The 22,184-nt window shown below is 58.5% G+C and carries 20 protein-coding genes, 1 tRNA gene and 1 pseudogene; 9 read left to right on the top strand and 13 right to left on the bottom strand.

All coding sequences use genetic code 11. The annotated features are described in order from the left end of the window. The first annotated feature begins 26 nt into the window (after nucleotides 1-26). From CP49_RS49095 to CP49_RS00270, 4 genes and pseudogenes are all read left to right on the top strand, one after another. On the top strand, nucleotides 27-278 hold the full coding sequence (locus CP49_RS49095) for a hypothetical protein (RefSeq protein WP_420807578.1): 252 nt from the start codon (nucleotides 27-29) through the stop codon (nucleotides 276-278). Between the two features lie 89 nt (nucleotides 279-367). Then, nucleotides 368-697 (top strand): annotated as a pseudogene (locus tag CP49_RS00280) (transposase); the annotation flags it as partial. Between the two features lie 424 nt (nucleotides 698-1,121). Then, the gene (locus tag CP49_RS00275) at nucleotides 1,122-1,355 is read left to right on the top strand and encodes a hypothetical protein (RefSeq protein WP_156437899.1); all 234 of its coding nucleotides are present in this window, start codon (nucleotides 1,122-1,124) and stop codon (nucleotides 1,353-1,355) included. 99 nt (nucleotides 1,356-1,454) lie between these two features. Continuing rightward, complete coding sequence (locus CP49_RS00270; protein ID WP_057848302.1) at nucleotides 1,455-3,011, top strand: recombinase family protein; 1,557 nt, start codon at nucleotides 1,455-1,457, stop codon at nucleotides 3,009-3,011. Nucleotides 3,012-3,130: 119 nt separating this feature from the next. On the opposite strand, the gene CP49_RS00265 is transcribed toward CP49_RS00270, so the two are convergent. From CP49_RS00265 to CP49_RS00240, 6 genes are all read right to left on the bottom strand, one after another. Beyond that, the gene (locus CP49_RS00265) at nucleotides 3,131-3,514 is read right to left on the bottom strand and encodes a hypothetical protein (RefSeq protein WP_057848301.1); all 384 of its coding nucleotides are present in this window, start codon (nucleotides 3,512-3,514) and stop codon (nucleotides 3,131-3,133) included. Then, nucleotides 3,511-4,176 (bottom strand): hypothetical protein, encoded by a 666-nt coding sequence (locus CP49_RS00260; protein WP_057848300.1) that lies wholly within the window; start codon nucleotides 4,174-4,176, stop codon nucleotides 3,511-3,513. Before CP49_RS00260 ends, CP49_RS00265 begins: the two co-directional genes overlap by 4 nt. Before the next feature lie 52 nt (nucleotides 4,177-4,228). After that, nucleotides 4,229-7,423 (bottom strand): type I restriction endonuclease subunit R, encoded by a 3,195-nt coding sequence (locus CP49_RS00255; RefSeq protein ID WP_057848299.1) that lies wholly within the window; start codon nucleotides 7,421-7,423, stop codon nucleotides 4,229-4,231. Continuing rightward, the gene (locus CP49_RS00250) at nucleotides 7,423-8,616 is read right to left on the bottom strand and encodes a restriction endonuclease subunit S (protein ID WP_057848298.1); all 1,194 of its coding nucleotides are present in this window, start codon (nucleotides 8,614-8,616) and stop codon (nucleotides 7,423-7,425) included. The genes CP49_RS00255 and CP49_RS00250 overlap by 1 nt, the downstream gene beginning before the upstream one ends. Next, nucleotides 8,609-10,168 carry a type I restriction-modification system subunit M gene (locus tag CP49_RS00245; protein WP_057848297.1) on the bottom strand — a complete coding sequence of 520 codons (1,560 nt, stop codon included), beginning with the start codon at nucleotides 10,166-10,168 and terminating at the stop codon, nucleotides 8,609-8,611. The genes CP49_RS00250 and CP49_RS00245 overlap by 8 nt, the downstream gene beginning before the upstream one ends. Nucleotides 10,169-10,262: 94 nt before the next feature. After that, on the bottom strand, nucleotides 10,263-10,901 hold the full coding sequence (locus CP49_RS00240; RefSeq protein ID WP_057848307.1) for a recombinase family protein: 639 nt from the start codon (nucleotides 10,899-10,901) through the stop codon (nucleotides 10,263-10,265). A 211-nt stretch (nucleotides 10,902-11,112) separates the two neighbouring features. Here CP49_RS00240 and CP49_RS00235 point away from each other — a divergent pair, with 211 nt between their 5' ends. From CP49_RS00235 to CP49_RS00225, 3 genes are all read left to right on the top strand, one after another. Next, nucleotides 11,113-12,123, top strand: a complete 1,011-nt coding sequence (locus CP49_RS00235) for a hypothetical protein (protein ID WP_057848296.1) — start codon at nucleotides 11,113-11,115, stop codon at nucleotides 12,121-12,123. A 188-nt stretch (nucleotides 12,124-12,311) separates the two neighbouring features. Then, nucleotides 12,312-13,370, top strand: a complete 1,059-nt coding sequence (locus CP49_RS00230; RefSeq protein WP_057848295.1) for a DUF262 domain-containing protein — start codon at nucleotides 12,312-12,314, stop codon at nucleotides 13,368-13,370. A 5-nt stretch (nucleotides 13,371-13,375) separates the two neighbouring features. Further along, nucleotides 13,376-14,038 carry a hypothetical protein gene (locus CP49_RS00225; protein WP_057848294.1) on the top strand — a complete coding sequence of 221 codons (663 nt, stop codon included), beginning with the start codon at nucleotides 13,376-13,378 and terminating at the stop codon, nucleotides 14,036-14,038. On the opposite strand, the gene CP49_RS00220 is transcribed toward CP49_RS00225, so the two are convergent. From CP49_RS00220 to CP49_RS44190, 7 genes are all read right to left on the bottom strand, one after another. Beyond that, nucleotides 14,035-14,805, bottom strand: coding sequence for a hypothetical protein (locus CP49_RS00220; protein WP_063791598.1), 771 nt, complete (start codon nucleotides 14,803-14,805; stop codon nucleotides 14,035-14,037). The two genes, CP49_RS00225 and CP49_RS00220, sit on opposite strands and share 4 nt — an antisense overlap. Before the next feature lie 138 nt (nucleotides 14,806-14,943). Next, the gene (locus CP49_RS00215; RefSeq protein WP_156437896.1) at nucleotides 14,944-16,353 is read right to left on the bottom strand and encodes a hypothetical protein; all 1,410 of its coding nucleotides are present in this window, start codon (nucleotides 16,351-16,353) and stop codon (nucleotides 14,944-14,946) included. Between the two features lie 65 nt (nucleotides 16,354-16,418). Further along, nucleotides 16,419-16,901: a hypothetical protein gene (locus tag CP49_RS00210; RefSeq protein WP_057848292.1), complete on the bottom strand. Its 483-nt coding sequence runs from the start codon at nucleotides 16,899-16,901 to the stop codon at nucleotides 16,419-16,421. Further along, entirely contained in the window at nucleotides 16,891-18,618 is a 1,728-nt protein-coding gene (locus CP49_RS00205) for a site-specific integrase (protein WP_057848291.1), read from the bottom strand. Before CP49_RS00205 ends, CP49_RS00210 begins: the two co-directional genes overlap by 11 nt. A 73-nt stretch (nucleotides 18,619-18,691) precedes the next feature. Further along, nucleotides 18,692-18,765: transfer RNA gene (locus CP49_RS00200), tRNA-Gln, on the bottom strand. 111 nt (nucleotides 18,766-18,876) lie between these two features. Further along, a complete protein-coding gene (locus CP49_RS00195) occupies nucleotides 18,877-20,058 on the bottom strand; it encodes a site-specific integrase (protein WP_057848290.1) in 1,182 nt (393 codons plus the stop codon). Then, the gene (locus CP49_RS44190) at nucleotides 20,045-20,338 is read right to left on the bottom strand and encodes a hypothetical protein (protein WP_156437894.1); all 294 of its coding nucleotides are present in this window, start codon (nucleotides 20,336-20,338) and stop codon (nucleotides 20,045-20,047) included. Before CP49_RS44190 ends, CP49_RS00195 begins: the two co-directional genes overlap by 14 nt. A gap of 1,296 nt (nucleotides 20,339-21,634) precedes the next feature. Between CP49_RS44190 and CP49_RS00190 the strand changes: the two genes are divergently transcribed. Further along, nucleotides 21,635-21,859 (top strand): hypothetical protein, encoded by a 225-nt coding sequence (locus tag CP49_RS00190; protein ID WP_057848289.1) that lies wholly within the window; start codon nucleotides 21,635-21,637, stop codon nucleotides 21,857-21,859. Nucleotides 21,860-21,875: 16 nt separating this feature from the next. Beyond that, complete coding sequence (locus CP49_RS00185; RefSeq protein WP_057848288.1) at nucleotides 21,876-22,055, top strand: hypothetical protein; 180 nt, start codon at nucleotides 21,876-21,878, stop codon at nucleotides 22,053-22,055. The last annotated feature ends 129 nt before the right edge of the window (nucleotides 22,056-22,184 follow it).

Genomic DNA, 22,184 nt, shown 5'->3' with positions numbered 1-22,184 from the left:
ACTTCGGCTTCTGCCAGACCCCGCGCGTGCTAACGAACCTGGAAGCCTGGATCCGCCGGAGACTGCGTTTGTATCTCTGGCGACAATGGCGGAACGGCCATAACCGATTCACGGAGCTTCGCCGCCTCGGCATCGCGAAGTTCGCCGCATCGGTCGCTGCCGGTTCACCGACGGGACTCTGGCGCATGTCCGGACACCCGGCGGTTCAACACGCCCTACGAAATCATGTATTCGACTCTCTTGGTCTCCCCCGAATCTTCATGCCTGTGCCGGCTTAACTCGATCGAACCGCCGTGGTACGGACCCGTATGCCCGGTGGTGTGGGAGGGGTGGCGTCGCGAGACGTCCCCCTATCCCGATCGTTGACCCTGACCACAAGACGATTGCAGGCTTCCGCAAAGACAATGGCCTGGCGCTGCGCCAGGTATGTGCGCGCTTCGTCGAGCTTTGCCGTGAGATGGGCCTTCTCGCGACGGCGAGCGTCGCGATCGATGGCAGCAAGTTCAAAGCTGTGAACAACCGGGACAAGAACTTCACACGGGCGAAGGTGGAACGGCGGCGTGCCCAACTGGAGGAGAGCGTCGCGCGCTATCTGAGCCAACTTGACACGGCCGACAGGCAGGAGCCGACGGAGGCGCTGGCCGCGAAGGTGACGAGGCTCCACGAGAAGCTCACAAAACTGAAGGAGGAGATCCTCGACAGGAAGAGGCGGCGCTTCGGATCGCATCGGGCGCGGTGAAACGGTCTATATGAAAGTCGGCAACAACTGGATGTCACGACGTGAGGTCGGCTGATGGTTTACTGCATTGAGCAAGCGCTGAGTCTGCAACGTCATCCCCGATGCATTGACGCTTTGCAAATGTATCCAGATCCGCCCCGGACACGAATCGATCGCAGTAGAGTGCTCGCGCCGACAAGCATGTGATCGCGCTCCGGATCGGTCGGCTGCGTGATCTAATTTCATCATGTCCCTCACGCTCCATTGAGGCGTTTCCCCAACTACACTCATGTTGCGGCGTGTGTGATTTACCCCTCGAAGCGTTGGATCAACGCTGACTTCATTGCCAAGCTGATTCTTGATTTCGGTTGAATGTGCGTCGTTCTTGGCCCGAGACTACGTCATGGCAATGGACAGCAAACCTCAAAGGCTGAGTAGCCGAAACAATGCGCCGGCCGCATCCGTCGAATGCGGAGATTTCATCGATCAGACGATTGCAATCTGGCAGCCGCGGACAAAGCGGCAGCTTACCCGCGAGGACGGCCGTGAGATCATCGAGAATATGACTGGCTTCTTTCGCATTCTTCAAGAGTGGGACCGTGTCGACCGGGCCAAGAAGAACGCTGACGAGTCCTAAGTGTGACTCGCTTTACAATTAAAGAATTTCGTTGCGCCCGGAATCGGGCGTCGGCAAACTGATCCTACGTCCTCCAAACGCGGGCGTAGGGTAGGCCTCATGAAGAAGCAAACACGAAGCGGGATCACTGCCGTTGGCGACGCGGCGAAAGCGATTGCCTACGCGCGCGTCTCGTCGAAAGAACAGGACAAGGAAGGTTTTTCGATTCCTGCCCAGCAAAAGCTGCTTGGCGGTTACGCGCAGACGAACCGACTGATCATTGTGCAGGAGTATGTTGATGTCGAGACCGCCAAGCATACTGGCAGGACAAATTTCGAAGAGATGGTGCGCTATCTAAAGTCGCACAGAAGTATACGGATCGTTTTGGTTGAGAAGACCGACCGCCTTTATCGTAATCTCAAGGATTGGGTGACGCTCGACGAGCTTGATGTCGAAATTCATCTCGTCAAAGAAGGCGTCGTTCTCTCGCGCGATTCCAAATCCTCGGAAAAGTTCGTGCACGGCATCAAGGTACTGATGGCGAAGAACTACATCGACAATCTCTCAGAAGAAGCGCGTAAGGGCCAGCTCGAAAAAGCGGAACAAGGAATTTGGCCTTCAAAAGCGCCTCTTGGGTATCGCAACGTTACCAGCCTCAATGGCAAAAAGATCATCGAGCCAGATCCCAAATTTGCCGGGACGATCACACACCTCTTTGGCTGGTACGCGACGGGTACTCTTTCGTTGAAACAGCTTGCAGCCGAGGCGCAGTCGGCGGGACTCGTCTCTCGACGGACCGGTGGGCCGCTGCCGACGAGCAACCTTCACGCTATCTTGCGCAACCGTCTCTATACAGGTGATTTCGATTGGAACGGTCGTCGATATGTTGGCCGCCATCATCCGCTTGTGTCGCGTGAGCTATGGGAGCGAGTCCAAGGGGTGCTCGATGGACGCCATGCGAGTAAGTGCGGGCGCAAAACCAAGCGAGACTTTGCATTCTCCGGACTGATCAAGTGCGGACATTGCGGTTGCGCCCTGGTAGGCGAACTTAAGAAGAAGCGCTACGTGTACTATCACTGCACTGGGTATAAGGGGAAATGCCCCGAACCCTATGTTCGGGAAGAGGTGGTCAGCGAACAATTTTCCGCCCTTCTTGGGCGGCTCTCCTTTGGCCACGAGGTCCTGTCGTGGGTGAGCACGGCACTGCTTGAAAGCCATGCGGACGAGCAGAAGCAACATGAGGCCGCCATCGGCCGTCTGCAGGGCGAATACGATCGGCTGCGCCACCGTCTCCATGCGATGTATGTCGATAAACTCGACGGACGGGTAGACGGCTCGTTCTATACCCAGATGTCTGAGCAATGGCGGACCGAGCAGGACAAGATTGCTCGGGAGATTGCGCGTCACCAGGTGGCCGACCGTTCGTATCTCGAAGAGGGTGCGCAACTGATTGAGCTCGCGCATGGCGCGCAAAGGCTCTTTGCAAAACAAGAAACCCAGGAACAGCGACGGCTTCTGAATTTCGTACTATCGAACTCGATCTGGAAAAATGGCGAGGTCACCACGACGTTCCGGCAACCCTTTAATCTGATTGCAGAAGCTACCGCAGCGGCGTCGGGTGGAGAGGGCGGCGGAGGCCTAAATTCGCCGGGGCATCCGGCTTGGCTGGGGAACTAGGATACGCTCACATCCGCCGCTAACACTCTGATCATTCGGAAAATTCGGGTCCGGTGACTGCAATGTGGGAGCATTGTGGGAGCCCGTCAATAGCCCCAGTTTCTACGGGAAATGCAATCTCAGGTAAGTTTCTTGCGCACATCGTCGCTGTCTACCGCTAAGCCAAGCCGAACAAGCCGAGCCGTTATGGCGCCTTGCGTTCGCTCAAACTCAGCGGCAATACCTCGAAGGGGGATGCGAGCCTCCCATCGAGTTTTTAATTGATCATCCTGTTCTTTGGTCCATTTGGCGCCGTTATTGACGGCATGCTTTGGGTCGGAACCCTCACCTAATTTTTTAAGGGCTTTGCCCAGTTTTGACCACTCGGAGTGGGTCAGCTCTAATTGTCGGCCATCAGATATCGTCAAGACAGCGCCACCTGCTAATTTTTGGAGCGAGAACTGCCGATCTTGCACGGTCCACTTCGCGAAGACATTGATGGTACCGTCTCGGTGATCAGTCATGCGCAGTCATTGCTTTCTGCCTGACGGCGGAACAAGACCTTAAAATTCGTACCCAGCTTTTCCAACTCGCCAACCTCATGGATCGAGAGATACGGACTGCGGTGCTTGAGCAACTTCTTAACCTCGTGCTGCCCGTAGAACAGCCTCCCAAGGTAGTTATTTATTCTTTTGCCGGACTGTTCTGCCCGAAGCAGACTTTCTTCAACGTGGGTAGGGCGACGCGGTTCGAACGCCACGGCGAGATCGACATCGCCGAGGTCGGACTTACCGCCAAGATAGCTGCCAAAGACGCGGACCTCTTCAACGCGGTGGGTCAGTTCATCGCGCTCATTAACGCCCTTCACACGTTCAAGAAAACTGACAACTAACTTTTCGGCCTCGTCACGGGTTATCCTACGAACGAACTTCGCGTTGCATAGCTGTCTGCCCAGACCGCCTGCTACATACCATGTGCCGCTTTCGTTCGTGAATTTGGCTTCCTCTTTCTCCAGATAGCCAGCGTCGAGCAACGCCTGTTCGATCTCTCGTGCTCTCGCGGGATCAACCTTAAAATACTCGTCGATGGCGTCAGGCCGAACCGAGTTGTCGCCTGCCCATCTCAGAAAGTCCCGCACGTGCATCAAGCGCAAGCCTGCAATCGTATCGTCGCGCCCTACCTGCATCGGAAGTTCCTCTCATTCACAGGTTTATTTGCAGCAATTCGTTGTTTTCATTTTAAGAGAACGGGTCGAGCGAGCGGTGCGCGGCATCCCCACCACGTGTCTGCCTCCTCGCGAAGATGAACGACCACACTGCGTCCACCTTTTCGTTCCACACGGGTTCAGGGTAGGGCTCCTCGGGCAACTCATTCAAGGTGAACCGGATGGTGCTCTGAACGGTGGCTCGTGTCTGCTGCTTCGTCTGCCATTCGGCGACCGCAAGCTGTTCCTGCAACTTTTCCAGCAAATCCCGAGCTACTTTCTTTACTTCCGTTGCCTGCGCCTTAGAGAGCTTCGGCTCAGGCTTGGTGAGTAGATCGAATACAGCCAGTTCGTCTTCGTTGAGACCCTCGCGGGCAGCGCGGCGTTCCTCGTCCTCCATCTCCCCGACGAGCGCCTTGAGCGCCTCGAAGAATACTTCAACGCCGAGCGTGCCAAGATTATACTGTTCGACGAGCTTCTCTAGCTTCTCGACAAGGTGGACACGCGTCGGATTGCGGGCGGCCATGTCGTGCGCCTTTGCCTCCACCTCCGAGCGCAACTTCTCGGCGGCGGTTCGCGGTCGGCTGGCGAACAGCTTGGCGAGCTTGTCGAAGTCGATGGCGGACAGATCGACGCGGCCGGCCGCTTCGTCGCCCTCTATGATCGGCACAGTGATCGCCACGCCTTCGATCTTCTCGTCCAGCAGCGCCTCGATCTTGGCCGCGACGGCAGAGATGTCCACGGGTCCGAGCTTGCCTCGTACCGCCTCGGCGAGAACGTGCAGGGTCGCCACCGGCTTTAGGTAGGGAGCTGCCCGTTCATCGGGTAGTAGCGCCTTGTAGGCCCGCGCCGCTGCGCTAGCGACACGGAAGAAGCCGCGCCGCCGCTCGTCCGGCGCGACGAGGGCTTCCACCGCCTGACTAATGAGGGTGAGCCTTGCGAGCTTCTCCGCGTTGAAGATCGGGTCCACATCCACTCCGACAGTCGCACAGAATGCGCGGGCTTCTGCGAGCGCCTTCTCAAGTTCGGCAACTAGTTCGTCCTTATCCCTGATCGGGGCGCTGTCGCTTCCTTTCTGGGCGTAGATGGCGAGCGCCTTCTGGAGGTTTTGGAACACGCCAACATAATCCACGATGACGCCCGCGCTCTTGCCCGGTGCCCGGCGGTTGGCTCGCGCGATGGTCTGCATCAGCGTATGGTTCTTCATCGGCTTGTCGAGATAGACCGTGCTGCACGTCGGCACGTCGAAGCCGGTGATCCACATGGCGCACACGAACACCAGCCGAAGCGGGTCGTCAGGGTCCTTGAACTTGCTCTCAAGGTCCTCCGTCTGCATCCGTTCGCGGTGGGGCAGGATGTCGAGCCCCTTCTGCTTCAAGTCATCAATCTCGTTCTGCGACTGGCTGACCACAACGGCCATGTCCACGGATCGCATCCAGTCGAGCCGTTCGGCGAGGCGAGCCCGTACCTCCTCGGGAGCCTTTGCGAATTGCTCTTCCCGCGATGCCAGTTCGGCCGCCCATGCCGTCCGCACCTTGTCGTGCATCCGCACGGCGGTCGCCTTGTCGATGGCTACGAACATGGCCTTGCCGAGATAGCCCCTCGCCGAGAAGTGCCGCACGAGGTCCGTTGCAATCTCGTCCAGCCGGTCATTGCGGGTGATCAGGTGATACTGCTTGCCGAATGTTTGCTGGAGCTTCTTCTCCTGCTCCTCATCCAGTGCGGCATCATCGAGCAGCGCATCCAACTCGTCCTTCAACTCGTCCGCTGCGAGTTGCAGCTCGGGCTTTCGTGCCTCGTAGTAGAGCGGCACTGTCGCGCCATCGGCGATGGACTGCGCGAAGTTGTAGACGGAGACGTAATCGCCGAAGACCTCGCGTGTCCGCTCCTCCTGTCCGGCGATGAGAGGAGTTCCCGTAAAGCCAATGAACGCCGCGTTCGGAAGCGCCCGGCGCATGTTTGCGGCGAGCTGATCATACTGGCTGCGGTGGGCCTCGTCGGTGATGACGATGATGTCGTCACGCTCTGACAGCACCGGCATGGGCTCGCGGTCAGCGGTCGAGAACTTGTGGATCAACGTAAAAACATAGCGTTCCTGGCCAGTCAGCAACTCGCGCAAATGGGCTCGGCTCTGGGCCTGACAATCCTTGACGAGCTTGGTGAGCGCACCGACGGAGGCGAAGGTCCCTGCGATCTGCTCGTCCAGCTCTTGTCGGTCGGTGATGATGACGAAGGTCCAGTTGCCGCCGAGCCGCCGTAGTACCTTCTCGGCGAACATCACCATCGAGAGGCTCTTGCCGCTGCCCTGCGTGTGCCAGAACACGCCAAGACGGCCTCGATTGTCGCTGATCTGGTCCACTGCCTCGATGGCGCGGTTCACGCCGAGCACCTGATGATACTTGCCAACGACCTTGCGCAGCCCGCCACGCGCATCGTCGAACAGCAGGAAGTTCTCGATCAGATCGAGGAAGCGTGAGGGCTCGCAGGTGGCCCGCAGCATTGTTTCCAGCGCCACGCTCTCGGGGCCGTTCTCCTCCAGCCGTTTCCATGGTGCAAAGCTGTCGAATGGCGCATGGCTCGCGCCCATTAGGGCTTCCAGTCCGTTCGACAGAATGATGAAACCGTTGAAATCGAACAGGCGTGGAATGGTGTCGCGATAGTCCCGCAGGTTGGCCTCGTAGGCTTCCTGCACAGGCTGCGTGAGGTCTTTCCACTCGATGAGCAGAAGTGGGATGCCGTTAACGAAACCAATCGCGTCAGGACGCCGCTTATAGAGGTTACTTTCAATCCAAACCTGCGAGGCAACGAGGAAGTCGTTTGTTGCAGGTTTAGTCCAGTCGATGATAGCTACCCGCTCATCCTTGAGGGAGCCGTCGGGCCGTCGAACCTGCACCGCAACGCCGTCGCGCAGCAGCCTATACACCTCGCGGTTCGCCGCCACGGGCAACATGGCAGAGCGATCAGCCGTCAGCGTAATCTCAGCTTGCTGCAACGCCTCGTCCGGCAGCGGTGGATTGAGGGTGCGGAGCGCGGCCCGGAGACGCTTGGGGAGCACGAGCTCACGGAAGGACAGACGGCCGGTCGGGTTCGTTGACCCCGGGTCCTCAGCGAACAAATCGGCGTGGGTCCAGCCTAATTCCACCAGCAAATCAAGGCCGGGTTTTTCCACCAGCTTGTCTTCGCTGGTAATGACGCCCGAGAGCGACTTGTGGGGGGCCGCCGGCAACATCAGGCGACGGCCTCCAATTCACGCTCGGCGACTGAGACGAGGAGTTCCCCTGAGATCAGCCGTGGTAATAGGAGGTCGCGAGACGCGGCTAGAATACCGTTTTGCCGTTCAATCAAGCGAACAGCTTTGAGCTGCTCCATCGCATTTTGTTCATACAGTGAGATGAGTTCGGGCGGGGGACAGGCAATCAAGAGACGGTGCAAGTGATTGCGATTTAGCGTGGGTACGGCCGCACCGCCGCTGCGGGTGCCTAGGTCGAGGCGACGCAGTAAGTGCAGGCCATATGCGGGCGACGCTAGACGAAACTCTTTAACGTACAACGTTGTGTTTAGTGGCCAATGATCTTCATGAACAAGAAGGACCTTTCCAATGGTCCCCGACCTTCCGGTCACAATCCCCGGTCCGCACACCTTCGCTTCCCTATGGTTTCCATGGACACCAGAGGCAGCAATCACGGGGTATTGTCCGGGTGTCCTGGCTGTAGTCGGCAAATCGAAGCCACGTTGGAGGACCAACATCTCCTCTAGCGGACGAAAACTCCACTCTTTCGGCAGTGGTCCGTCTGGTGTTTCAACTATTGAGTGACCTTCGTGTCCCGGAAAGCGGAAGTGGACGAACCATTCTTCAAATAGTCGTCGCGCCATCTCTTCTAGCAGCGCAATCCGCCGCCGGTTCACGTCGATGAGTTCGTCATATGCTCCGAGTATCGAGGCGATGCGGCGCTGATCCTCTAGGGGCGGAACGTGTAGTTGTTGTGATAGCAATTTCTCGACGCTTAAGTTGTCTTGCGTTGCGCCTCTTGAGATACCACTGAACCTCTGCTTGGCGTGATCCAGCGCATATTTGACGAACACCACCTCTGCGACTTCAGGAGTTGCCGTAAAGCCAACGATACTATCAGGGAAGCAAGCGGGAATGGCGAGAATAGTTGTGTCGCAGATATTTGCGGCAATGGTGATGCATAGGGTACCGGGTGGCCATAAACGTGACTGCGCTAACCCAACATCGCTATACGTCTGGGTGTATTGACGGAGCTTGAGACCCGCCGCCTTCACGTCGCCCGTTTGAACGAATGGATGTTTTCCGCCATACAGCGACGGATCATCTCGCGGTCGATGACGCGAACGACCGCGCTCGACCGTACCGAGCTCGTCGAGGCGAACGAGACGCCAACTCGCTGAAAACTCAACCATTGAGCAACACCGCAACGTTTTGCGCTATGCGCGTTTGTAATTGTGTTGCCGCGGCGTCAAGTCCTTCCAGCTCCTCCTGCAAAGCGCCCAGTTTCTCCTTGAACTCAATGTCATCGTACGCTTGACCCGGCGCGACGCCGACATAACGGCCGGGGTTCAAGCTCCAGTCCTGCGCCTTGATTTCTTCGCGCGATGCAATCTTGCAAAGCCCCAGCACGTCGCGATACTTGCCATTAGGAAACGTGTCGGCCATTCGTGGTGCGCTGCCAGCTTCGGCTTCCACCTTCTCGCCACGCCAGCATCGAACGATATTTCCAAGGAACTCAACATGATCTGCGTCGAACGTGCGATGTGCCCGCGTTACCTGCCGGAAGAGATGACGCGCATCGACGAACAGCACCTTGTCACCGCGTGGACCTTTCGCCTTGCCTTTGTCGAGGAACCACAAGGTCACCGGCAGGGTGACCGTGAAGAACATGTTAGGGCCGACAGCGACAATACAATCCACAGCTCCCGTCTCGATAAGGTGCCGTCGCAACTCCCGCTCGCTACCGTTTGCGTCCGAGGCACTGTTGGCCATGACGAAGCCAGCGCGGCCGGTCGGGTTCAGTGCGGCGTAGAATAGGCTGATCCAGATGTAGTTGGCGTTGTTGACCGTGGGCAGCCCAAACGGAAACCGCGCGTCCACCTTGCCAACCGCGTTTACGAGCTTTGCGCGGTCCACCTCCGACTGGTTGAAGGGAGGATTGGCCATGACAAAATCGAAGCGGCCGATGAGTTTGTGCGGGTCATCGTAGTAGCTGTTGGCCTCACGCAGATCGCCAGAGAGACCATGGACCGCGAGGTTCATGCGACAGAGACGCAGTGTGTCGTTCATCTTTTCGACGCCGTAGACGCTGATCTCCTTGGACGGAGACTTGTGATGACGGCGCACGAACTCTGCCGAGTGTACAAACATGCCGCCCGAACCGCAGGCCGGATCGAAGATCGTCCCGTGGTAGGGCTCGATGACCTCGACGATGAGCTTCACGATAGAAGCTGGCGTGAAATACTCGCCGCCCTTCTGCATGAACGATGATGCGAACTGGCCCATGAAGTACTCGAAGATGAGCCCATAGGCGTCGCCCTCGATCTTCAACGGCGCGAGGAGGCGCAGCAACTCCGACAATACGTCGTTCGGCAAGCCTGCGTAGCCCTGAGGCAACGCTCCCGCGAGGTCGGGGTTGGTATCCGCGATGCCCTTCATGGCGGCGTTCAGTTCGGCCCCTAGGTCCGCCGTGCCGGGCAGCGCGAGGAGCCGCGAGAAGCGGGCATTCTCGGGCAGGAAGACTGCGCCTTTCGCCTGATAATCGGCTGGGGCGGGCTTTAGTCGGCCCTTGTATTGTGGAGCCAGCTCGGCATGAACCGCCTCGAACCTGGCCTCCATCTGCCGCAGGGCGATAAGCGCCAGCACCGGCTGGGCGTACTGGTCCGGCCGCAGCGCACTGTTGGTCCAAAGTTGATCAGCGGCGGCAAACAACGTCCGCGAGAAACCCTGCAAATCGGTCGCCACTGATCCCCCACCGTGAACAAAGACTGGCACCTCGCGCCTACAGGTCCGTTTCTAGCTGAACAAATCCCTTTACGCCATCTCATCAAACGGAAGGCTAGATGCCCCAGCTTTTCATGGCCAACTCGGCTCCAGCGGGATCATCCTTTATGCGGTAGATCGACTGGCGGCTGAGCCCAGTAGCCTTTGCAATGCTCGCCACGCCAACGTCTTGATTGAGCATGTCCCAAGCGGCCGTGAACTGGGTCCGCGAGAAACTAGGCTTCCGGCCCCGATACTTGGTCTCGCTGTCCTTCGCCTTGGCGAGGGCGATGCCACCGCGTTGGGCTTCTTTGATCGCCTCGGCATTGGCCTGCGCGGTCGCTGCGAGAAAGCCAATCAGCGCGTCACGGACAGCCTGCTGCATCGGGTCCTGGGTTGCCCCATCGAAGGTCAGGCCATTGATGACCGTGCGAACGACAACGCCGCGTCGCATGAACTCTTGAATGGTATCCCGCACATCGCTGTAGTTGCGGCCTAGGCGATCAACCCACCGCACCAGCAGTGTGTCGCCCCCACGGAGCATGTCGAACAGCCGCTTCCCGTTCGGTCGTTCTGAGAACAGCGTGCTCACGCCGGACACGCCATGGTCCGCAACGACGCGATCGATCTTGAAGCCCGCTGCTTCGGCCTGTGCCTGCTGATGTTCGATGTTCTGATCGACGGTCGAGACCCGCGCGTAGAAGATGGTAGCCAACGTCTGCTCCTGTGTCCGTAAGGGTGATGACCGCAGATAATCATGTCCGTTGATCAAAGTCAACCCTAACGGACGGCATTGGGACGCTGTTCGCAGTGACCGCAAGCCTATACCTCAGCGGACACCGCACTTGACGGTGGAAGGAGCCTGAACCCGGCTGGTCCAAGTTCCACTTCAGCCCTAAGTTGTCCGGGGTTGAGGAGATGACCAGATGGCGGACGACGAAGTTACGAAGGAAGTGGCGTCACTCGCGAGGGTGCAAAGTTACGACACGTCAAAGCTGCCGAGGCGAGATGACCTCGGTCGGGAATTGTCGTTTGAGGAGGCCGTAAAGCCTGCAGATCGCGCAGTTCAGTTGTTCTCTCTCATTCCATTGGACCTGCTACCGCAAATACCGAAGGGAATGCGGAGCCAAGTTCGCAGTGCCGCTGACGCGCTGTTCAGCATTCTTGAGCAGATGCAGAAGTTCTCCGCGCAGCAGGCGTCTGCTACCGAGATCAGGCTGAGCTTGATCAATCAACTGACTGACAATTACGAGGCGTGGTTCACTCAGCTTAGTCCTGCAATCTTGTTCGCGACCAGCACACGGCAGGACTTCTCTCGTCTTGAGCGGGAAGCTCGCGCCGCGTCGCAAGCCGCTGCAGATGAGGCTGCGAGCCTAACAAAGAAACTCGTCGAGCATGAAACCGAAGCGAACCGCGTTCTCGCGGAGGTCAGGAAGGTCGCTGCCGAACAGGGTGTCGGGTTCCAGGCGGTCTACTTCAAGACGGAGGCCGATAGCCACGACACGATAGCCAAGGACTGGCGCACCTACACCATCGTCGCAGCGGTTGCGCTCGGTATCGTCGCGGCGGCATCGATCTTTCTATACAAGATACCGTTCCTCCATCCGGGCGATGTGATGGAAGCAGTCCAGTTCTCGCTGGCCAAACTAGCGATACTCGCCGTGATGGGCTACGCGCTCATGCTTTGCTCTAGAACATTCTTAGCTCACACGCACAATGCCATCGTGAACCGTCATCGACAGAATGCGCTGCTGACGTTTCAGGCCCTTGTTAATGCTGCCAAGGAAGAGAGCCAGAAGGACATCATCCTCACGCATGCCTCAGCCTGCATGTTTTCGCCTCAGGAAACTGGCTTTACGAAGCACGCGTCCGAAGGAACGTCGAACATCATACAGTTGCTGGGGAAGGCTCCGGGCATGGAGAAGGCGGCAAGCTGACGGGTGACGATACGCCATGCACCTTGTCGGGGTTGAGGGGGGGCAGGGGGGATGTCGCCTGCTTTCCCTTTTGAGCCTACGTTTAGAAGATTTTTACCGACTATCCAGGCGGCAACGGAGCCGTAACACGCCCGCCATGGCAATGTTCACAGGGGCTGTGAACACACCCAGTAGAACAGGACTAAGACATGAAGGTTGAGGAGGGAAAGTATTCGATCGCCGAGCTGGTGGATTGGTACAGACGTGCGGAGCTGGTTCCGAACAAAAACTATCAACGGGGAGCGGGACTGTGGCCGCAGTCCGCGAAGAGCTACTTCATCGACACCATTCTGAAGGAGTTTCCGTTTCCCAAAATCTACTTCCACGAACGAGTGGACATGAAGACGAAGAGGCCGCGGCGGGAAATAGTCGACGGCCAGCAGCGGATGAGCACGATAGCAGAGTTCGTGGACAACAAATTTCCGCTCGGCAAGAACGCGGAGGGTCTTGACGGTAAAAAGTTCGAGCAGCTTACAGAGGATCAGCAGCTCGCGTTCTACTCCTACACGGTGTCCGTCGACGTGATCCGCAACGCTACTCCTGCCGAGATACTGCAGATGTTTCGGCGGATGAATGCGTACACTTTGCCGCTCAACGCACCGGAGAAGCGCCACAGCGAGTTCTTCGGCGAGTTCAAGGACTGGGTCAACACGTTCCTCGATCGCTTCGGTTCGGTGTTGGTCGATTGGAAGATCCTGTCGAGCAGACAAATCCTGCGCATGGCGGACGCGGAGTTTGTTGCCGACCTCGCTCTTGCTATCGAGGAAGGCATCGTCAGCACGAGCCCGATGAAGTTGAGCAACCTGTACAAGAAGTATGAGTATGATGGTTCTTTTACGAAGCGCGACTTGATGAACGATCAACTCTCAAGCGTCTTTGACGTGGTGCTCTCTGATCTGTCGGAGGTGCAGGGTACGTACATTACCAGACCGCACATCTTCCACTCGCTGATCTGCGCGTTATTACATCGCCGGTACGGTTTGCTAGGTGCACAGGAGGCAACCGGGATCGCGCCCACGGGTTCATTCTTTGAGGACCGCGAGCGTGCGCTGATCTCCTTGCAGCGGCTTGCAGCGGCACATGAAGGCAAGGATTTCGGGACGTTCGGGGAATACGTTCAAGCTGCTTCGGAAGGCGGCAATCGCGCAAACCAACGCGTCATTCGTATCAGATGGCTCTGCGAAGCACTCGACGGAAAGTTTGTGTAGCAGCAATGACGCTCGCAGCGGCTTGGACACAGCTCGATGCGGAACTGAACTTGCTCTCGGGCGAGCTGCGGACATTTGCTGCGAAGAGATCGCCACTGGATGCCTCGCACCGATTTACGCTTCTCGACGAGTGCATGCTGGAGGGGTTGCTGTCGCGGGTGTGGCAGGCATGGGGTATTTTCGCTCGTACCTGCGTCGTAGGTTCTTGCGTAGGCACCGTCTCGACAGCCGGAAACGTCATTGCCGCGCTACCTGATGCTCTCAGCGATGCCCACGTATCTGGCGCAGCCATACGAGTGAAGAACAAGGCCAATCCGCCGTATTGGGGAGCGCCGAATAGCGTGTTGCGCTGGGAGCCAACTTGGGGAGATGTTGACGTGTTGACGCGAGTGCTTGTCGGATTGAAACCCACAAATCATCAGCAGATGTTGGCCGCATTCTCGTCGAGCCACGCGAGTGCGAAGGCGCTGCAAGTCATTCGCAACGGTTCCGCCCACAATCACAGTCAGAACATGGCCGACATCATGGGGCTGCGCTCGGCTTACCGGGTCTTCCCCATCAATCACCCCACGCAGGCATTGTTCTGGCTTGAACCCAACACGAGTGACTTTCTTGTCACTTACGCCATCCAAGAGCTTCGTGACGCTGGTCTTGCAGCTATCGCTTAGCCTTTGCGCTGCCTCCGACGTACCTTAATCCGTCGCGGTGTAGGTCGCGCGGAAGCGTTGGCCTTCTCGATGTTCGCGGTCGGCAAGTCCTTCGCATTCGCGTACAGCAGTTCCGCAGCACCCTGAACATCCTTGCCGATGTAGCGCAGGACATTGCCTCTGCTCGCGGGATACACATGCAACTCCTTCGCGCCCCCGACCCCTTGCGCCCAGCGTTTGTGCGTACCCGAAGCGAGGCGATGCACGACCTTTGCGGCCTGTACACGCTTGAACTCGACAGTATCGACGCCCTGTATGTCGTCGCGAACCATCATCTCGACCGCAAGCCACACACTGACCACAAGGAGCGGGTCAATATCGTGCTTGCGAAGGCGAGCCCACGCTTTCGTTGCTCGCTCCCTTGGCGGCAGTCCACGCAGCCGGAACGCTTCCTCGTGAGGACCTGCGTTGGTGTACAGGGTAGCGACCCGCTGAATGGAATTAGCGACCCACCGGTCGGACTTGTTAGCGAGCAGCCACTCGACCGCTGCACGGCGATAAGGATTGATCTCAGCGGCACTGTAGCTGCGCTTGTAGGGGCTTCCGTGCCGGGCATAGTGGTCGGCATGTGACCTGCAGAAACGAGTGTCCAGTCCGTCCTGCGTCCCGGCCCGAGCCGGATGCTTGCACCCGACGACCCGGCAGTTCTTGAACATGTGGCTGGGCTCAGCGGCACGGCCCTTCACGTTCTCCTTGCGATGCCGCCTTCTGGTCCAGCTCTTCGTCATTCTTCACATGTCCTCTCGTCTTATCATTAAGGGTACCTTGGGGGGTAGGAGGGGGTCGGTCATCATGGGGGGTACCCTCAATACTAGTTCACTCAACCCCTCTCCGCTGCTTCCCTCCACCTACAAGACCCGTAAGCGTCAGTCCTTCGCAGTTACCGGGATGTCCATGCCCGCGATCTCACAAGCGGCTTGTTCCATGAACAGCTTGGCCGCGGCTGATCTGGATGTCTGCACCAATAGGCCGTCATGAAGAGCCAGAGCCGGGATGCTTGCGTCCATCAGAGCGTTGAGCGCCCTGAGTAGGATGCGGCTCTCCTCGAACATGAGCTGGTAGCCCAGCGCCTTACCCCACGCCTCCTTGAGGACCGGGTGGCGCTTGAGGATCGCCTTCTTGGTTCTACCGACGGTCCAGCCCGCTGGAAGCCGAGCCTCGAAGAGGGCGGCCGCGGAACTCGGGTCGGCCAGGGCATCCGGATCACTGCCGACGCCGACGCCCAACTCCCGAGGCCACTTTGTGCGCCGCGAGTGCGCGTCGAAGAGGAAGACGTTCATGGCCATCTTGATCCCGCTGCGGTGGCCCTCCGCTCCATCGACGGCATAGAGATCGCCAACGGGAGGCGTGGCGCGCAGTCGGGCATACGCAAGCCGCGTGAACATGGAGCTGTAGTCGAGCGTCGCCACGGGTTCGCCGTTGATCCGGATATTCTCGCGTCGTCCCGACTTGAGGTTCATCCAGAAGCCGCCAAACAGGCGGCCATTCTGATCGAACCGCTCGGGCTGCTCCGGCAGGATAGTGAAGCGGCGGGTGAGGGCGCGGTTGGAGGCGTCCACGCGCGGCTCAAGTCCGTCATCGACAAAACCGATGTCTGATCCTGCGAGGAAGTTGTTCAACCACCTCAGCGCGGCCCGATATGCCTGCGTCTCGGGGGTGTCAGTGTAGTCGATGCGCTCCCGGTGCGTTCCCTGTTCTGCGTTCTCCGCCGAGGGGCGCGTATTGCGCGTGAGCAGGATGACCTCTTCGTTAGGATGCCGTCCGAAGTCAGCAAGCGAAACCGCATGCTCCCGGACCTTTCCGACAAACCACGCGGTGGGTGCGATGGATGAAACCTCGCCGCGCTGGAGGCTCCAGTTCAGCGATAGGAAGTCCGTACCCTCAAGCAGCCCGATGAGTTTGCGCAGCGGCTTGGTGCCTAACGCGGGATTATCGTACCGCGTCATTCCGCTCGTGAGATTGCCAAGCCTTATTGCCAACCGACCCGTTTCCGGTGGCATGAGGACGGCGTAAGCGAGATTGCTGACGACCGCATCAATGCTAGCGAGGTGCTTCGCTTGGTCGTCGGCGCGGCGGGCCCTCAGACGTTTCTGCTCGTGCTTCTCGATGCGTTCGACGCATACCGCAACCCAAGCCACCAATCCACGCAGCGGCTCACCTTTTGCGATCAGCCATTGATCCAGCCAGCGATGACGTTGCGGAGGGGCCCGCTTCGGTTTCTTGGCTGGCTTCGGTGGTTCCTGAGCCACCTCGGGAACTCTTACGTTTTGCTTCATAGGTCCATCAGCACCGCCGAATGTGGCTCTGTCGTTCATTGAAGCGGCGGCTATTTGGGGTGAGGTTAGGGGAGGGTGGAACCGGGAGCATCGGACGGCACATTATCGACGCCCCGTAGCTGCAAACGGGCGAGGATGGCCCACTTCAAGGCCGGGTAGACAGCGATGATGAACAGTACATTGCCCTTCTGCCTCAGAGCCTCCTCGATGTCGGTCATCGGCAGGCCAGCGAACCCACCACCAAAGTGCCGCGTTCTCATCTCCCGTATCGCTCGGTCGGGGTCGGTCCAATCCCAAAGCGCATCGCGATTGACGATATGACGCAAGGTCTCTTCAGCCTTGTCGGCGGCTTTGCGGACGCGGCGGCGAGCGTTGTCTATCTCCCGCTCTGCCTGCTTGGTGTCAATCCGCTTTCCCATGCTCTCTGCAGCCTTCTTGCGTGATGCGATCAGCTCATACCGCGTCGCCTTCCTCTTGCCCTGCTGGTCCAATCCTCGCGCGTAACGGATGAGTTCGAGGATCGGCTTCGCTTGTTTCTCAAGCGACATCGGATGACCCACTCGACGCCGCTGGACACGAGCTGTCCTTTAGGTTCCTGCCGGGCGCGACGCGGGCAATCTGAACCTCCGGCCAATTAACGCAGGCGATGGCGTCAGCAAGCATGCGCAAGGGGAGGCCCTTGAGGTAATTCTGCTGGTCGATGCTCTGCCCTTCGTGCCCGAGCAGTTCATTCCGTACGTCGAGTGAGATGTTGGCGGCGGACAGCTTGGTCGTTACGCCTCCACGGAAGGAGTGGTAGTCCAGCTTTTTGTTGTAGACGCCGATGTTCTTGCGATACTGCGTCCACCACTTCGTGAAGAAGTAGCCGAACTTCTTGTCGGGTCCGCCGGGTCGAAGCCGCGGAAAAATCCGATCTCCCGGTTCGGGGGCAACGCTCTTGACGTATTCGATGAACCCGAGCCCTTGAACGTAAGGGTGGACAGGCACGCGGCGCTTCGATTGCTCATTCTTCAGCTGCTTCTGGTCTTCAGCGTTGATGTCCATGTACCAGATGCCATCCTCATACCGGACATCGCTGCGGTGCAACTGTGCGAACTCCTCTAGCCGATTGCCATGATAGAGGCCCAAAAGCGGAAGCCAGAACTTGTCGTCGCGAATGATCAATGAACCGGGTCGCGAGCGCCGATCTTTGGATAAGCAGCCCGTCCATACGGGTGAAGCGAACAGCCGGGCGAGCGGCTCCCCTTCCCACATATCGCGCCCATGCCGCGCACGCCCCTTGGTCGGAAACTCGAAGCCGTAAGCCGGATTTTCTCCAGGGTACTCTCCGCGCCGCTTCAGGTATGCGAAGAAAACGCCGAGTGCGGAGAAGTGGCGCTTAACGGTCGTCATGGTCAGCCGCTGGATGTCCTGCCCCTTCGTCTGCTCGGCGATCTGCTCAAGCGTCAGGCCGGCCCATTCCTTGCTCTTCGAGTACAGTTGCGGCAGCGCCCTAAGCAGATCGTAGAACTTGGTCAGATCGGTCTTGACGTAGGCTGCGACGGGCTTGTCGCCGCAGCATTGCTCAAACATTCGATAGCTGGCCTTATTCTGCGCGAGGGTTTGTCCGCGCCAACCCTTGTCTTTCTGAGCGTAGTCTAGAAATGCTGGCAGTACCTCGGTGAGCGTTGCTCCGGTCGGGGCCTCAACCGCCGCCGCACTGCGTACATCAGCCCGTAAGGGGGCCTCGCGAATTGGAGTGAACTCGCCGAGCGTTCGCCGCCGTACGGTTTCCCACATCTCCACGTTCGCCTGAAGGATACCGTGAGCGAGCGCGTTGCGGTACTGCTCTGGGACCTTATGAGCCTCCATCACCTCGTCAATCAGAGGGCGCTGTTGGTTGTACGCCCTTGCTGCCAACTCTCCGCGAGCTACCGCAAGTTCGTGCTCAATCCACTCAAGGTCCACGCTTGCGTGCGACTTGCCCGGCACAGGCGAGCCAAACATAGGAGCGTGTGGCGTGTCCGCCCGTCGCCACATGTCGTGGTCTAATCGCTGCTTGAGGTAGGTACGCAGGATGGTTGGAAGGTCCGTCTTGTCGTCCGTCGTCACGCCTTGAATGAGCCTCCTGAACTCTTGGTCCAGACCGTCCGCAAGACACTCTGCCACGCGGAAGACCCGCGTCCGCAGCGACAGAACAATCTCACCAGTGTGGGTATTTGGGATGCGCCGACGGTAGTAGAAGACGCCGCGCTTTTTTGTGATGTGGGAGCATTGTGGGAGCATTTTTACGGTGTCTCGGCAAGAGGCGGATGCCGAACCGAAAAATCTCAAGATGCTCAGGCCTGTAGCGCGGTGGTGGCTGGGGAACTAGGATTCGAACCTAGACAAACAGAGTCAGAGTCTGTTGTGCTACCGTTACACCATTCCCCACCGAAGTGGCTGATTTTACAGCACTTTTTCCGGAAGTTTTCCAAGATCGCCAAGGAGTTTTCCAAATCAAGCGTCTGGCAGCGGTGATATAGCCGTCCAAACGTTCGCGGTCTAGTCCTCCTTCGAGACGAGCCGAAGCCGTTTTTGCCCTTGGGCCGCGACCTGCATCTGATCCTTGAAGCGCATGTAGTGCTCGACGTTCTGCCTGGACATGCCGATGTCGTTGGCGATCTGGTCGACCTCGTAGCCTTGCTCGGCGCGCGCTAGGATGCCGGTGCCGCGCAGGCCGTGGATGGTCGGATGGTCAGCGTCGTCGGGCTCGATGTCCCAATCGTATTTCTTGACCTGGGCGGCAACCCATTCTTTCCAGCGGCGACATATCTCCCGGCCTTCCGGGGTGTCGGCAAGCCAGCGACCCCAACGCGCGCGCAGGCCGTCAGCGGTGTATTGCGCGCCCTTCGGCGAATAAAGATAAAGGTCTTCGCGGAAGCGGTCGATCGGCTTCAGCCAGCGTGAATTCGTGAAGGTTACCGGCGTCTCGGCCCACCGGTCGATCTCGAGCGCGTCGGCGGCCGCGAGAGGAATGTGAAAGGACCTGCGGCGCTTTCTGGTCTTGAGCGGGCGACACCAGAGGCCGTTGCGGTCGCGGTGCTCGGGCCCCATCCTGATGAGATCGCTGCCGCGCTGGCAGGTCATCACCCCGAGCCGCATCATGCGGACCAGATCCGGCCAAGCTTGCGTTCGGACATAGTCGATCACCCATGACGGCCACGGCACATGCCCGCGGTCTGGGATGTCGAAGTATTTCACCTTGTCGAACGGATTGAATTTGGCGAGGTCCAGCGGAATCGCCCAATCCCAGATAGTGCGGCCGACCGACAGCATCTGGTTTGCCATCACCGCGGTTTCTTTCATCGCGTCGCGTGCGGTCTGGACCGTGATCGGCGCCAGGTCGCGAACCGCCACCATGCCCCAAGTATCGTGCGCCTCGAAGCGGCGCATGTGCACTCCGTAATTAGATTGTGTGCCTTCGGAGAGCCGTTTGAATTCGTCGCTTGCGCGGTATCGGGTGATGAGATCGCCGATCGAGCCGGCCGGATAACTGGTAGGAGTCGAGTTCCGGCGCCGCTCGACTTCGGCGAAAAACCGTGCCGGGTGCTTGATCGCATCGGGCAATTTGATCCGCTCGCCCTCGCGGTCGGTGTTTCTTCCGGGATTCCAATAATAGTAGGTGTAGGCCTTTCCGCTTTTTTTGCGGATGGTTTTGGTCTCTACCCCTTCAGGCAGCGTCACGCCGGTTTCCCTTTTTCTGGCCAAATCTCAACGCTCCACGCATGGCCGCATCGGTGGTGTCCGATGCCGTCCGGCCGGAGAGTTTACGGTCTACGTCTTCCCAGCGCCAGCGGGGAGTGCCCGAAGGGAACGTGTCGCACGGTCGGGGCAGGCGGCCTTCCTTCACCCATTGATCCCAAGTGTCTGTCGAAATTAGCAATTCGGCGGCTCCGGTTTCCCGGTCGACATAGGCAGGCGTCCGATCGCCCCGCAGCAAGTTGTCCGACTTGCGTACTGTCATTCGAGCTTGTCCCCAGCATTCGCGCTCAGGTTACCTGCGACCAGACGAGGTACATGCACTTGTGTTTTCGCCAATCGAGAAAAGGTCGGACGTGTTGATCATCCCGAGCATCATGCTGAGGTGAGGCCGAAAGTGGAACGGCGGCTATAAACTCATCGTACGATTGGGCGCAACGGCGAACAAAAAGGAGAGAAGCTGCCGCGGCTTTTGATTGTCGAATTTTTCGGCGTTAGAGGCGATGCACGTAGCCCGCTCTGACCATGAAGAATCGCCACCGAGTCGCCACGTGCGATGACATTCGCGGAGGCGGCCGCAAGTCTGCACGCGCATAATCGGATAACCGTACCGCGAGTTCGAATCCCTCTCCCCCCGCCAGCTTGCTAAAGGCTGCGTATTCTCCGGGTTAACTCCCGGGCAAACAAGCCCAGTAACAGCAGCGATTTCTCATTTGAGATCCGGACTTCCGGTCGGCAGAGCTCGCCTATTGTTCTCCGAAAGGCCCGTTTCTCTCCGAAGCTCTGGACTCCGTCCTTTCGGTACGGTTCTCGAAATTCGAACGTTTGGAACCACTTATGAACTTCATCGGAACGAGGTACTTCCGCTTCTCTCGGACAGGCGACAGCGTCTGATTTCTTAACTCGCTATATCGTGGTTCGAATCCTTCCGCCTCAGCCAGCCATTCCTGCGTTCGACCAAGCTTCCCGAGAGACGCGAGAATGGGCCGGAAATCCGGGCTTTTCGCGTATTCGATTTGGTCTCTGCACTTCCGGTTCGCCGGTCTTGAGGCGGAAATCGCCGAAAGTCTCCGGCCTCTTTCGCGAATATTCCCGTTTTTCGGGAGACTATCGGCGGAGACGGGTTCGATTAGGACTGCCGCCCCAGGTTTAGAGTGAACTTCGCTAGTTTCGGTTGTCGTCGCCCGCTCCAAATTCGGGCAGGCGGCTGCGCCGTGGAAGTTCTTCGAGATCACGACCGACGTAATGGTGCAGCACGGAGAATTAGGGGATTCTCCGCGCCGCGATCCTAGTTGCGGCTGAACTTTCTGATTTCTTCCCGAAGGCCCTCGCATCTCCGATCACGACCGTCGCGGTCCGACCGGATGTAAGCGTCCCAACGAAGCCAAGCAGCAATGTCCTAACCGCGTCAAAAAGCACACGTCAGGCAGCGAATGTTCGACGTGTGCTCTTCCCTGTGAAGCCACCGCCATTAAACTTAACCAGCAATCTTAATCAGCGGTTTTTCTTGCGGGGCACTGTGGCCGCGCTACCGTCGTCTTATCGGTCACGGAGGTGATCTATGAGCGATAAGAAGACGAAGGCCGAGCTGCTCGAGATGCTGGCCGAGGCGGTCCGCAATACGCAACCCCAGCCGGTTGGTAACACGCAACCCGAGCCTGTCTACGACCCGCAACCCGAGCGGAAACGTAAAACGCAATTCCGCAAAACGCGGCCAGCGTCGCAGCGCACGGCCAAAATCAAAAACGTTCGGGCATCTGCTAGCCGCAAGCAGCGGCGTCGATAATGCAGTCGAGGATCCCATGATCGACAAAATAACGAAAGATCCCGCGCAACGACCGGCGGAAAAGGCTTTTCTGCAAGCACATAAGCGAGGGGCGCTAACTGAATACGAAAAAGCGCAGGAAGCCTTCCAAAAGAACTACGAACGATTGCGGGCTGAGCGATTAGCTAGGGAAGCCGCGAAGCCCAAAGAGAAATAGCACCGTTGTTCCTGGGTCGTCACATGAAAGCGCTGGACGGCACTCTATATTGACGCGCCCTAGACTGCTCGTGACCGCAGAGCGCCCATACCCGCGTAGTTTCTCGCGCAGGTGGCCAGAGTCCGTTGT

Source organism: Bradyrhizobium valentinum, assembly GCF_001440405.1.
Taxonomy (GTDB): Bacteria; Pseudomonadota; Alphaproteobacteria; order Rhizobiales; family Xanthobacteraceae; genus Bradyrhizobium; species Bradyrhizobium valentinum.
The sequence above is the reverse complement of the archived record's forward strand: the minus strand, read 5'-3'. Positions and strand labels throughout refer to the sequence as shown.

What these genes read in the sequence shown, in the direction of transcription:
- CP49_RS00250 (WP_057848298.1), bottom strand. Translation starts at nt 8,616, where the DNA reads ATGGTTGAGTTTTCAGCGAGTTGGCGTCTCGTTCGCCTCGACGAGCTC.
- CP49_RS00185 (WP_057848288.1), top strand. Translation starts at nt 21,876, where the DNA reads ATGATCGACAAAATAACGAAAGATCCCGCGCAACGACCGGCGGAAAAG.
- CP49_RS00235 (WP_057848296.1), top strand. Translation starts at nt 11,113, where the DNA reads ATGGCGGACGACGAAGTTACGAAGGAAGTGGCGTCACTCGCGAGGGTG.
- CP49_RS00265 (WP_057848301.1), bottom strand. Translation starts at nt 3,514, where the DNA reads ATGACTGATCACCGAGACGGTACCATCAATGTCTTCGCGAAGTGGACC.
- CP49_RS00230 (WP_057848295.1), top strand. Translation starts at nt 12,312, where the DNA reads ATGAAGGTTGAGGAGGGAAAGTATTCGATCGCCGAGCTGGTGGATTGG.
- CP49_RS00225 (WP_057848294.1), top strand. Translation starts at nt 13,376, where the DNA reads ATGACGCTCGCAGCGGCTTGGACACAGCTCGATGCGGAACTGAACTTG.
- CP49_RS00260 (WP_057848300.1), bottom strand. Translation starts at nt 4,176, where the DNA reads ATGCAGGTAGGGCGCGACGATACGATTGCAGGCTTGCGCTTGATGCAC.
- CP49_RS00190 (WP_057848289.1), top strand. Translation starts at nt 21,635, where the DNA reads ATGAGCGATAAGAAGACGAAGGCCGAGCTGCTCGAGATGCTGGCCGAG.
- CP49_RS00215 (WP_156437896.1), bottom strand. Translation starts at nt 16,353, where the DNA reads ATGAAGCAAAACGTAAGAGTTCCCGAGGTGGCTCAGGAACCACCGAAG.
- CP49_RS00275 (WP_156437899.1), top strand. Translation starts at nt 1,122, where the DNA reads ATGGCAATGGACAGCAAACCTCAAAGGCTGAGTAGCCGAAACAATGCG.
- CP49_RS00210 (WP_057848292.1), bottom strand. Translation starts at nt 16,901, where the DNA reads ATGTCGCTTGAGAAACAAGCGAAGCCGATCCTCGAACTCATCCGTTAC.
- CP49_RS00205 (WP_057848291.1), bottom strand. Translation starts at nt 18,618, where the DNA reads ATGCTCCCACAATGCTCCCACATCACAAAAAAGCGCGGCGTCTTCTAC.
- CP49_RS00220 (WP_063791598.1), bottom strand. Translation starts at nt 14,805, where the DNA reads ATGACGAAGAGCTGGACCAGAAGGCGGCATCGCAAGGAGAACGTGAAG.
- CP49_RS00255 (WP_057848299.1), bottom strand. Translation starts at nt 7,423, where the DNA reads ATGTTGCCGGCGGCCCCCCACAAGTCGCTCTCGGGCGTCATTACCAGC.
- CP49_RS00270 (WP_057848302.1), top strand. Translation starts at nt 1,455, where the DNA reads ATGAAGAAGCAAACACGAAGCGGGATCACTGCCGTTGGCGACGCGGCG.
- CP49_RS44190 (WP_156437894.1), bottom strand. Translation starts at nt 20,338, where the DNA reads ATGACAGTACGCAAGTCGGACAACTTGCTGCGGGGCGATCGGACGCCT.